Source organism: Komagataeibacter rhaeticus, assembly GCF_003207855.1.
GTDB lineage: Bacteria > Pseudomonadota > Alphaproteobacteria > Acetobacterales > Acetobacteraceae > Komagataeibacter > Komagataeibacter rhaeticus.
This window is the reverse complement of record NZ_NKTZ01000022.1, coordinates 18,748-30,129: the sequence shown is the minus strand read 5'-3', so window position 1 is coordinate 30,129 and position 11,382 is coordinate 18,748. Positions and strand designations below refer to the sequence as shown.

The 11,382-nt window shown below is 64.7% G+C and carries 8 protein-coding genes; 7 read left to right on the top strand and 1 reads right to left on the bottom strand.

The features are described 5' to 3' along the window. Window positions 1-532 precede the first annotated feature (532 nt). The gene (locus CFR78_RS13785) at window positions 533-1,327 is read right to left on the bottom strand and encodes a dienelactone hydrolase family protein (RefSeq protein WP_110581282.1); all 795 of its coding nucleotides are present in this window, start codon (window positions 1,325-1,327) and stop codon (window positions 533-535) included. A gap of 350 nt (window positions 1,328-1,677) precedes the next feature. Here CFR78_RS13785 and CFR78_RS13780 point away from each other — a divergent pair, with 350 nt between their 5' ends. From CFR78_RS13780 to CFR78_RS13750, 7 genes are all read left to right on the top strand, one after another. Continuing rightward, a complete protein-coding gene (locus CFR78_RS13780) occupies window positions 1,678-2,982 on the top strand; it encodes an MFS transporter (RefSeq protein ID WP_110581281.1) in 1,305 nt (434 codons plus the stop codon). 105 nt (window positions 2,983-3,087) lie between these two features. After that, window positions 3,088-4,362, top strand: coding sequence for a cation:dicarboxylate symporter family transporter (locus tag CFR78_RS13775; RefSeq protein ID WP_110581280.1), 1,275 nt, complete (start codon window positions 3,088-3,090; stop codon window positions 4,360-4,362). A gap of 145 nt (window positions 4,363-4,507) precedes the next feature. Beyond that, window positions 4,508-5,344 carry a class I SAM-dependent methyltransferase gene (locus CFR78_RS13770; RefSeq protein ID WP_110581279.1) on the top strand — a complete coding sequence of 279 codons (837 nt, stop codon included), beginning with the start codon at window positions 4,508-4,510 and terminating at the stop codon, window positions 5,342-5,344. Then, window positions 5,319-5,525: a hypothetical protein gene (locus tag CFR78_RS13765; RefSeq protein WP_146221294.1), complete on the top strand. Its 207-nt coding sequence runs from the start codon at window positions 5,319-5,321 to the stop codon at window positions 5,523-5,525. Before CFR78_RS13770 ends, CFR78_RS13765 begins: the two co-directional genes overlap by 26 nt. A gap of 207 nt (window positions 5,526-5,732) precedes the next feature. After that, the gene (locus CFR78_RS13760) at window positions 5,733-6,833 is read left to right on the top strand and encodes an efflux RND transporter periplasmic adaptor subunit (RefSeq protein ID WP_258366154.1); all 1,101 of its coding nucleotides are present in this window, start codon (window positions 5,733-5,735) and stop codon (window positions 6,831-6,833) included. Next, window positions 6,811-9,915, top strand: a complete 3,105-nt coding sequence (locus tag CFR78_RS13755; RefSeq protein ID WP_110581276.1) for an efflux RND transporter permease subunit — start codon at window positions 6,811-6,813, stop codon at window positions 9,913-9,915. The genes CFR78_RS13760 and CFR78_RS13755 overlap by 23 nt, the downstream gene beginning before the upstream one ends. After that, window positions 9,912-11,333 carry an efflux transporter outer membrane subunit gene (locus CFR78_RS13750; RefSeq protein WP_110581275.1) on the top strand — a complete coding sequence of 474 codons (1,422 nt, stop codon included), beginning with the start codon at window positions 9,912-9,914 and terminating at the stop codon, window positions 11,331-11,333. Before CFR78_RS13755 ends, CFR78_RS13750 begins: the two co-directional genes overlap by 4 nt. Window positions 11,334-11,382 lie beyond the last annotated feature (49 nt).

Here is an 11,382-nt window from a genome sequence, read left to right as displayed (position 1 = left end):
CGACGCCATCTGGTCCGGGGTTAACCCCGGACCAGATGGCCAACAGCAACGCCGTCAGAAGGGCGGCATAACAACAACCGGGTATAGCTTATCAAGCCCACAAAACTGTCCGAACGGACGGGACCACCTCACATTATGGGGCCTTTTCTGACCGGGTTTCCTGTACATAAAATACTCTAAATCATATGCCCGGGTCCAGTCACGGCGCGGCAACCGGCCTGTGCCCCGGAATGAGCCGGGTATGGACGATCCCCCGCGCTTTCCAGTCCAGCCCTGTGTGCCAGCCGCCGCACCAGGCGAAGCGGTGGTGCCGGGGGGCAGGGCCTGCCCGTGACGTTCCCGTCGCCTCACGCATGCGGCAAGCGTTGCCGGGCATACCAGGCGGAACCGGCGTTCCGACCGGCCTTGCGGGACGGGACGCCACAGGCGCGTGCATGCGGCGTATCATGGCGTCCTGACAAGGTTCCGGGAAACGCCCGGACGGGCATCTTCCGCTTCCGCGGAAGCGGATCGGGATATTCGTCCCGGACCTTCAGTGTGTGGCGAAACTTTCGTCAAGCCAGGCGCGCATCATTTTTGATGACCAGCCGTCCGCCTGCGCATCATACCGGCACAGGCCCGATGCGGCCGTCGCTTCCTTTTCGGTAAAGCAGTGGACAGCATGGCCGATGGCAAGAAACTGCCACGGGGCGGGGCTTGCGCGCATCTCGGTCAGGAAGCCGTCAAACTGGGGGCTGGTCGTGGTGTCGTCCGCCCCGTTCATGGCGAGAACCCGCGCCCGGATCGCATGCGCCAGGGCGGGATCATCAGTCGAGAGATTGCCATGGAACGCGACCGCAGCGGCGATGTCCGCGCCGCTCCGGGCCAGATCAAGGACCGCCGCGCCGCCAAAGCAGTAGCCGATGGCGGCCAGGCGGGTCGTGTCGATCGGTGCCTGCGCGGCAAGGGACCTGAACCGCGCCAGGGCAAACGCGGCACGACGGCGCATCATGGGCCGGTCAGCCAGCAGCGGGGATACGGCGTCGCGTGCGCTGGCCGTGTCCTTCGGGCGGATCGTGGCGCCGTACATATCCGTCAGCAGGATCACATAACGCTGCCCCGCGATGCCTTCGGCCTTGCGGATGGCGTTCTCGTTGACGCCGAACCACGCGGGAACCATCAGAAGGCCCGGCCGCCGCGCGGCCGTCGCGTCGTCATAGACAAGGACGCTGTCATAGCGCGCGCCCTCGAATGTCCACGAAACCGGCCTGTCGACCATGCGCGCACTGGCGTGCCCGGCAACAAGAAACGGCAACGCGGCAATGACGGTATGGCGCAGGCGGACCATTGACGTTTTCCTTCCGGTCAGGGGAAAGGCGAGAGGGCGGTCAGATTACCGCATATGCCGCTCCGCTCCAGACCATGAGGGCGCGAAGCTGTCACGAAATCGGGATAACGGGCCAGAATGACCGTTTTCTTCTGTCCCGTTCCCGAAACCGGGGCCGGTGCTTACCCGCAACGGCCCTTCGTCGGGCTGACAGGCGGCGACCGCCCCATCCGAGGTGGAAAGACATTGCGGTATTGTCCCGGGGCGGACATGGTAACTGGCAATGGATCGATGGCGCCGGGTCCGGCCCGGCGTTGCACAGCCATGGAATGGCGTACGGACTGGCCTGGAATTTCAGGGAAAGCAGGGTAATGGGGAACGGGCAGGTGCTTTCCGTAAAAGAAAAGACGGCCTATGGCTGCGGGGACGCCGCCTCCAACATGATGTGGGGCATGACGTCATCCTACCTGATGTATTATTATACGGACATATATGGCCTGCCGCTGGCCGCCGTATCATGGATACTGCTGGTGGCCCGTGTTGTGGATGCCTTCTGTGACCCGGCCATAGGCTATGCTGTTGACCGTATCGGCGGGCTGGTCGTGCCGCGCCTGATCCGCTTCCTTGCCATTCCCTTCGGCATAACGGGTTTCCTGTGCTTTCTGGCCCTGCCGCTTTCACCCACGGGGAAAATCCTGTGGGCTGGCGCGACCTATATCGTGTTTGGCGCCATCTATTCGTGCATCAACACACCCTATGGCGCGCTGGCCGTCATGATGAGCCGCTCCGCCACGGGGCGCATCGGCCTTAACGCATTCCGCATGATGGGCTGTCAGGCCGGATCGCTGCTTGTGGCGCTGCTGACCATTCCCGCCATCACCTGGCTGGGTGGGGGCGACAGTGCGGCGCAGCACCGGTATGGCATGGCGGTCTATGTGCTGGCCCTGTCGGTTCTGGGTAGCGTGTTGTGGTTATGCGTGGCGCGTGGCTGCACCGTAAGGCATCCGCCGGTACCCGTCCGGCAGGCTTTTGTCGGCACGCTGCGCCATCTGCTGGGAAACCGGCGATGGGTGCTGAGCAATCTGCTCGCGTTCTTCTATTTCGTGGGGCAGGCGGCCCTGTTCGGGTTTGCGCTGTATTACGCCCGCATCATCCTGGGCGGCACGGAGCAGCTGGGCGCCAATATCATTACCTTAATCACCGTGCTGCTGTTCGCGGGCGTGCCCGCGTGCCTGCCCCTTGCCAGACGTATGGGGACCATCCGCAGCGGGGTGATATGCCTGATCGCGCAGGGCGTGGCCTATCTGGCAATGGCCGCTGCGGGTGCGTCCATGACGGGCTTTTTCCTGTCCGTAGCACTTCTGGCACTGGCGCAGGGTGTGATGTCCCCGCTGTATTACACCGTGCTGGCGGCAGCCGTGGACGATGGTGATCCGCGGACTTCGACCGGATCGGCTGGCCTGGCGTATTCGATCAACACATGGGTCACGAAGCTGGCGATGGGGCTGACCGGCTTCGTTCTGGCGCAGTTCCTCTCATGGGGGCACTACATTGAGGGCGGAATGACACAGCCACCGGATCTGCCGTTCTGGATCATGGGCGGATTTGTCTGGCTGCCGCTGGGGGCGGTCGGGATGCAGGTTCTCTGTCTTCTGGCATGGCGTGGCAGGGAATGAACATGCCGGTCGTATTCGAAACGATCTGGACCGTGATAGACCATTTTGTGTTCAAGAAAGGTCGCCCGTCCTTGCCGGGACGGGCAGGCCATAGAGTGTAACGAGATGCATTTCTGCCGATCGCTGTTTTTCCAGATTGTCGTGGCGAGCGTGCTGGGTGCCGGGCTGGGCATTGCGGCGCCTGACACGGCGGTCTCGCTCAGGGTCCTGAGCGACCTGTTCCTGAAGCTGATCGCCATGCTGATGGCCCCGCTTGTGTTCTGTGTGGTGGTGCAGGGCATTGCAGGGGCCGGCAGCCTGCGCACCGTCGGGCGGATCGGCCTGAAGGCCCTGTTCTATTTTGAGGCCGTAACCAGCGTTGCCCTGTTCCTTGGCGTGCTGGCGGCGATGATATGCCAGCCGGGCGCGGGCCTGCATGTCGGTGCGGATGCGCAGGCCCCGGGGCCTGCCGGCACGTTCGGTGAAAATGCCGCCGCCCTGCGCCATGACGGGCCTGCCGGCTTCATGCTGCATCTTGTGCCCGCCAGTCCGCTCGGCGCGTTCGTGCAGAATGACGTGCTGCAGGTCCTGGTGTTCGCCATCCTGTTCGGCTGCGGGCTGTCCATGGCGGGGGCGCAGGGAAAACCGGCGGCGGCACTGGTCAACGCCATTGCCGCCGTGCTGTTCCGCATCATGGGCATGGTCATCCGGGTGGCCCCGGTCGGGGTGCTGGGGGCCATTGCCTATACGGTCGGTCATTTCGGCATACGGTCGCTGGGGCAGCTTGGGGTCTTTGTCGGGCTGTATTTCGTGCTGGTCGGCCTGTTTGTCCTGCTCGGGCTTGGTCTCCTGCTGCGCCTGTGCGGGGTGGGGATCTTTTCCTTCATGTGGTACCTGCGCGCGGAACTGGCGGTTGTGCTGGCCACCACGTCGTCCGATGCGGTGCTGCCGCCGATCATGGAAAAACTTGCCGCCATCGGCATCCCGCGTGAGGTCGTGGGGCTGGTCATCCCGGCGGGGTATTCCTTCAATCTCGATGCGCTGTCCATCTATCTGGGGCTGGCGGTACCGTTCCTGGCCCAGGCATCGAGCGTTCACCTGACGGGGACGCAGCTCTTCCTGGTCATGGGCACCGCCCTTGTTACCTCCAAGGGGGGGCATGGCGTGCCCGGGGTTGCGATTGTCATTCTGGCCGCGACACTGGCGGTCGTGCCGGAAATTCCCCCTGCGGGGCTGGTTCTGCTGGTTGCGGTGGACTGGTTCATCGGGATTGCCCGCGCGCTGGGCAATGTCATGGGCAACTGTGTCGCAACCATTGTGGTCGCGAAATGGGAGGGCCAGCTTGATGGCGCCACCACACGGCGTGCCCTGCGGATGGCCCGCGCCCACGGAGCGGAATGAACCGGGCGAAAATACACGGTACCGGCATATGGGCGGCCCCGTAACCGTGATGATATGCGTAGTTCGGGTATGATGGCCTGCTGATCAGGATGGCTGTTTCCGGCAGGTGCCTGCCCCTGTGTCCGCTCTAATTGGGTGAAAGACCATGGTCAATGCATGTCCCAGCGTAACCGCATGGCGCGTCGCCCGCCACCGTGCGCGGCATCAGCTGCTGGAAAGGGGGGCTGTCTTTACCGATCCCCTCGCAATCCGGGTTATGGGCGCAGAGGGTGAAACGCTTGCCACGGCAGGGGACGGGCCGGGAGAAAAGGGTTTTCGTCTTTTCATGGCCATCCGCAGCCGCATCGCGGAGGACAGGCTGGCCCATGCCGTCCGGCGCGGTGTCAGGCAGGCCGTTGTCCTGGGTGGGGGCGTCGATACCTTTGGCCTGCGTAATCCGTATGAACGGCACGGCCTTGGCGTGTTCGAGGTGGACAGGCCCGTCATGCAGGACTGGAAGCGCCGGCATCTGGCACGGATGGGTCTTTTAGTGCCCCGGTCCCTGACATACGTGCCCGTTGACTTCGCGCAGGACAGCCTGCGTGCCGGTCTGGTCAATGCGGGGTTCGACCCCGGCCAGCCCGCATTTTTTTCATGGCTGGGGGTCGTGCCTTACCTGACGCGCGCGGATATCGGACAGACGCTGCGCTTCGTATCGGGCATTCCGGATGCCGAAATCGTATTTGACTATGGCGAACCAGTTGAAAATTATCATGGACACCACAGGAAGCGGATGGAGGAACGCGGCAGGTTTGTCGCATCCGTCGGGGAACCGTGGCTGAGCCGCTTCAGTCCCGTGGCAATGCACGCCATGTTAAGGGACGCCGGGTTCAATGCCATTACGGATTACGACAGGACGGGCCTTTCTGCCTATTTCGGCTGGCCCGTCAGCAGATCGGGTCCAGAAGCCGGACCACATGTCATGGTTGCCCGTCCGGCGTAATGGCGCATGCCATGACGGCACCGGCCGCCACCCCGCCCTGATTGCCGACAGGCCGGGCCTGACAGCACACCTGGCCGGCATCCGCTTTGCCCCGGGGCGCGCGTGGCCCTGCTGCCGGGCCGGTTTTGACAGGGCCCCGGCATGCCGCCCCATGGCGGGTGGCAGGGGGGCATGGTCGTGAACTTCATTGCAATACGATACGGTCTCGTCTATGAAATGGTGGCCACTGGATCCCCTGTCGTCGGGTTCCGGACATGATTGAGGATGCTCCTTGCCCATGCAGACCAGACATGCTGGCACAAAAGCCGGGGGGGCTGTACGGCCGCCATCCGGCCTGCCCACCGTTTCCGGGGTGCGCGGGCCCATCGGGGACAGCACGCCCCCGGCCATGCCCGGACCGGCGCATCGCCCGGCGGGAACCGGGCTGGTCCTGCTGTGCCTGCTGCTGCTTCTTTCCGCCTGCCACAGAAAACCGCCAGCGGAGGAAGTCCGCCCCGTCCGCTCGGTCATGGTTGAACCCGGGCCTGACAGGAATGCCGAGGTGATGACAGGGCAGGTCGCCGCCCATCGGTCCATCAACCTTGCCTTCCGCCTGCCCGGCAAGGTGGTGGAGCGTGCGGTTTCCGCCGGCAGCACCGTGCATGCGGGCGATGTGCTGGCACGGCTGGATGACACGGTGCCGCAGCAGACGCTGCGTACGGCACTGGCGGAGAACGCCACCGCGAAAGCCGCGCTGGAACAGGCCGCTCCCCTGAAGCAGCGTGCCGCCGCCCTGCTGCCGGTAGAGGCCATTTCACGCAACGATTATGATGACGCGGTGCGTCGCTACAAAACCGCGCTTGATCAGGTGCAGGCGACACAGGCGCAGGTGCGCGTGGCGCAGGAACAGCTTGGCTATACCCGCCTGCTGGCGCCCGACGACGGCATCGTGACCGACCGGCTGGTGGAAGCGGGCGAGGTGGTGGCCGCGGGCCAGCCCGTGCTGCGCATGGCGGCGGGCGACGGGCTGGACGGGCAGTTCGACATGCCCGAGGCCCTGGCGCGGTCCCGTCTGGCCGTGGGCATGACCATGAAGGTGTGCCTGGATGCGACGCCCGCGCTCTGCGCCCCCGCCGCGATCTATGAAATCGCCCCCGATACCGATCCGGCCACCCGCACCTATCATACCAGGGCGCTGCTGCGCGCCACGCGCGACATGATGCCGCTGGGTGCTGTGGTGACGGGACATCTGTCCGTGCCATCGGCGCCAACCGTCCATCTGCCACCCGCCGCCCTGACAGTGCAGGACGGCAGGCCCGCGGTCTGGATCATCGCCCCCGACACGCTGCGCGTCTCCCTCCGCCCCGTCATCATTGCCCGCTATGCCACCGATGACGTGGTGATCGCATCCGGCCTGAACGCCGGGGACCGGGTGGTGACGGCGGGCGTGCAGGCGCTCTACCCACAGGAAAAGGTCAGCCTGCTGGATGAAGCCGATGTCCGCCCCTGAGCCCCGTGCGCCGGGGGGCATGAACCTGTCGGACTGGTCCATCCGCCATCGGGCGCTGGTCCTGTTCTTCATGATCCTGATCGGTGTGGCCGGCATCCAGTCCTACTTCAGACTGGGCCGGAACGAGGACCCGCCCTTTACCGTCAAGACCATGGTGGTGGAGGCATTCCTGCCCGGTGCCTCGGTGGAGGAAACCACCCACCAGCTGACCGAACGCATTGAAAAGAAACTGCAGGAAACGCCCGACCTCGATTACGTCAAGAGCTATACGCTGGCGGGCAAGACCACGATTTTCGTCAACCTGCTGTCCGGCGCGCCCAAGGCGCAGGTGCCCGATATCTGGTACCAGGTGCGCAAGAAGGTGGGCGACATCAAGGCGCAGTTGCCGCAGGGCACGGTCGGCCCGTTCTTTGATGATGAGTTCGGCGATACCTACGGCATCATCTACGGCTTTACCGCCGACGGGTTTTCCCACCGCGACCTGCGTGACTATGTCGAGACGGTGCGCGACGAACTGCTGCATGTGCCCGACGTGGCCAAGATCGACACGCTGGGCGCGCAGGATGAGAAGATCTATGTCGATTTCTCCACCCACCATCTGGCCCGGCTGGGCATAAACGGGGCCACGATCGCGGCAGCCCTGCTGGCGCAGAACGCCACGGTGCCATCCGGCGTGATCGATACCGGGCGTGAGCAGATACAGGTCCAGCCCACCGGGCAGTTCGGATCGGTGCAGGACATTGCCAATGTCACGGTCTATGCCGGCAGCCGCAAGGTCCGGCTGGGCGATATCGCCACCATCACCCGCACCTATTCCGACCCGCCGCAGACCCTGTTCCGCGTGGGCGGGCAGGATGCGATCGGGCTGGCGCTCAGCATGCGCAGCGGTGGCAACGTGCTGGAACTGGAAAAGAACATCACGGCCAAGATGGCCGAACTGCATGCCCGCATGCCCATCGGGATCGAGGCGCATCTGGTCGCCAACCAGCCAAAGGTGGTGCATGACGCGGTGGGCGATTTTACCGAAGCCCTGTTCGAGGCCATCGCCATCGTGCTGGGCATCAGCTTCCTCAGCCTTGGCGGGCGGGCGGGCACGGTGGTGGCGTTCTGCATTCCCTTCGTGCTGGCAGTGGTGTTCGTGTGCATGAAGCTGTTCGGCATCGACCTGCAGCGCGTCTCGCTCGGCGCACTGATCATCGCCCTTGGCCTGCTGGTCGATGACGCGATGATTACGGTGGAAAGCATGGTCAGCAAGCTGGAGGAAGGCTGGACCCTGACCCGGGCCGCGACCTATGCCTATGTCTCGACCGCGTTCCCCATGCTGACCGGAACCCTTGTGACCGTGGCGGGGTTCATCCCGGTCGGCTTTGCGAAAAGTGTGGCGGGGGAATACACGTTCTCCCTGTTCGCCGTGGTGGGCATGGCGCTGATCGCATCGTGGTTCGTGGCCGTGCTGGTGGCCCCGCTGGTGGGTGTGACCATTTTGAAGCAGCGCCCGGCGGCAGCACCCCATGCCCCGCCGGAGGGGCGGCTGCTGCGCGTGTTCAGCCGTGCGCTGCTGTTCACCATGCGCAGGCCGCGCGCCACCGTGCTGGCCTGCCTTGGGGCACTGGTCGTGGCCATTGCGCTCTCGCCACTGGTGCCCCGGCAGTTTTTCCCCGCATCCGACCGGCCGGAACTGCTGGTTGACCTGTCGCTGCGGCAGGGGGCGTCGATCAGGGCGACGGCGGATGTCTCGCGCCGACTGGATGCCATCCTGCGCCATGATCCCGACATCGACCACTGGAGTTCCTATGTCGGGCGCGGGGCCGTGCGCTTCTACCTGTCGCTTAATGAACAGTTGCCCAACGACTTCTTTACCCAGACCGTCATCGTCGCCAAAAGTGCCGTGGCGCGTGACCGGCTGCGCAGGCGGCTGGACGTGGCCCTGAGCCGCGACATGCCCGATGTGGTGCATGGGCTGTTCCCGCTGGAACTGGGGCCACCGGTGGGCTGGCCGGTGCAGTACCGCGTGACCGGCCGCGACCCGAACCGGGTGTGGCATTACGCGCATGACGTGGCGAAGATCATGGCCGACAGCAACCAGTTGCACATGGTCAATTTTGACTGGGGCGACCCCGCGCGCAAGCTGAAGGTCGAGGTAAGGCAGGATGAGGCCCGTCGTCTGGGCCTGTCATCGGGGGCCATTGCGCTGGCCATCAATTCGGCCGTGACCGGGCTTACGGCCACGCAGGTGCGTGACAGCATCTATCTGGTCGATGTGGTGCTGCGCGCCAACCACGCCCAGCGCCTGTCGATCGAGGACCTGCGCAACCTCGACATCCGCCTGCCCAATGACCTCACGGTGCCGCTGTCCACCGTCGCCAGCGTCGCTTACGTCGAGGACTATCCCCTGATCTGGCGGCGTGACCGCCTGCCAACGCTGACCATACAGGCGCAGCTACGCGACGGGGTGCAGGCGGATACGGCCGTTGCCACGCTGGCCCCGAAAATCGCGGCGTTCAACGCGGACCTGCCTGCGGGCTACCACGTTGCCGTAGGCGGCACGGTGGAGGAAAGTGCGAAATCGCAGAAATCCGTCATCGCCGTTGTCCCGCTCATGATCCTGGTCATGCTGGGCGTGCTGATGATCCAGTTGCAGGACTTCAGGCGGCTGGCGCTGGTCATCAGTGTGGCGCCCTTTGGCCTGATCGGCGTGGTCGGCGCGCTGTTCCTGACCCAGCACCCGATGGGGTTCATCGCCATGCTGGGGCTGGTGGCGCTGATTGGCATGATCATCCGCAACTCGGTCATTCTCGTCCACCAGATCCAGATCGAGAAGGACCTGGGGCAGTCGGAATGGGATGCGGTGATGAATGCGGCCAAGATCCGTTTCCGTCCCATCATGCTGACGGCTGTTGCCGCCATACTGGGCATGCTGCCCATTGCATCCAGCGTGTTCTGGGGGCCGATGGCCGATGTCATCATGGGCGGGCTGGCCGTGGCGACGGTGCTGACGCTGATCTTCCTGCCTTCGCTGTATGTACTGTGGTTCCGGGTCAAGGAAACGCCACAACCGCAGGTTGAGGGAGCCGCCCGATGAAACGCATCCCGATCCTTGTGCTGCCCGCGCTGCTGGCGGGCTGCGCGTGGCTGGCGCCGACCTATCACCGGCCACAGATGCCCATGCCCGATAAATGGGGCACGCAGCAGGCCGCCACCGTGCCCGATGGCGGCGCATGGTGGCGCAGCTATCATGACCCGGTCCTGGACGCGCTGGTGGCCGAAGCGCTGAAGAACAATGATGACCTTGCCCTGGCCGGGTCAAAGCTGCAGCAGGCGCGGGCACAGTATAAATATGCCTTCGCCAACCAGTTGCCCTCCATCTCGGTGGCGGGCGCGGATGCCATGGGCCGCCTGCACCTGAAGGATGAACTGCCGGTCACACACAAGATGAGCAACCTTGGCTTCGTGGGCGGCATGCTGAATTACGAAGCCGATTTCTGGGGCAAGAACGCCAGCCTGAGCAAGGCGGCAAAGGCGGGCGTGAAGGCGGCGGGGTACGGGCATGAGGCCGCGCGGCTGTCCATCGCTGCCGCCACCACCAAGCTGTATTTCAGCCTGCGCGCGCTGGACCGGCAACGCGAGATCCTGCAACAGACCATCGGGACCCAGACAGCCCTTCTGGCGCTGGTGCGGCGCCAGCATGAAGTGGGCGCGGTGGATGCGCTGGTGGTGCAGAACGTGACCGAACAGCGCGACGCGGCACAGGCGGCCCTGCCGGATGTGGAGGACCAGCGCGGCAAGGCGGAAAGTGCGCTGGCCGTCATGCTGGGGCGTGCGCCCCAGCAGATCATCGGACAGGCGATGGAGCGGGGCAAGAACATCGACGAACTGACCATTCCCATCCCGACACCGCCGGAAATTCCGTCCACCCTGCTTGAACGCAGGCCCGACATCGCCATGCATGAACAGACGCTGATCGCCAGCAACTTCAATATCGGCTTTGCGCGCGCGGCCTATTTTCCCACCATCTCGCTGGCCAGCCTGGCGGGGGTGAACAATATCGATATCGACAATCTGTACCGCGCCACCACGCGGTCATGGACGCTGGCGGCCTCCATGGCGGCGCCGGTGATGGATTTCGGTCGCACCGCCAGCGGCGTCAGGCTGGCACGCGCCGAGAAGAACGAGCAGGTGATCCTGTACAAGCAGAGCATCCGCACCGCGTTCAGGGAAGTGCATGACGCCCTGCTGGAACAGGCCAACGCCCGCACGCGCGAACAGGGTGACGGGGATAAGGAAACGGCGGCCGAAAAAACCGTGGAACTGACGCAGCTGCGGCTGGAACACGGCTATTCCAGCAGGCTGGATGTATTGTCGGCGCAGGTACTGGCCCAGCAGGCGGAACTGGCGCATACGACCGCACGGCTGTCCAGCCTTGATGCATCGGTTGACATGTACAGGGCGATCGGGGGCGGGTTTGACACCAGGACCCCACAGGACAGCAGGCGGAAATAACGGCGGGGCAGGGGAGGGATGTCCCGCCCGTCCCGGTTTGGACCGGCGG

Bases quoted from the DNA above. Each gene is read 5' to 3' on its own strand.
- CFR78_RS13780 (WP_110581281.1), top strand. From the start codon at position 1,678: ATGGGGAACGGGCAGGTGCTTTCCGTAAAAGAAAAGACGGCCTATGGC.
- CFR78_RS13770 (WP_110581279.1), top strand. From the start codon at position 4,508: ATGGTCAATGCATGTCCCAGCGTAACCGCATGGCGCGTCGCCCGCCAC.
- CFR78_RS13785 (WP_110581282.1), bottom strand. From the start codon at position 1,327: ATGGTCCGCCTGCGCCATACCGTCATTGCCGCGTTGCCGTTTCTTGTT.
- CFR78_RS13760 (WP_258366154.1), top strand. From the start codon at position 5,733: ATGCCCGGACCGGCGCATCGCCCGGCGGGAACCGGGCTGGTCCTGCTG.
- CFR78_RS13750 (WP_110581275.1), top strand. From the start codon at position 9,912: ATGAAACGCATCCCGATCCTTGTGCTGCCCGCGCTGCTGGCGGGCTGC.
- CFR78_RS13755 (WP_110581276.1), top strand. From the start codon at position 6,811: ATGAAGCCGATGTCCGCCCCTGAGCCCCGTGCGCCGGGGGGCATGAAC.
- CFR78_RS13765 (WP_146221294.1), top strand. From the start codon at position 5,319: ATGTCATGGTTGCCCGTCCGGCGTAATGGCGCATGCCATGACGGCACC.
- CFR78_RS13775 (WP_110581280.1), top strand. From the start codon at position 3,088: ATGCATTTCTGCCGATCGCTGTTTTTCCAGATTGTCGTGGCGAGCGTG.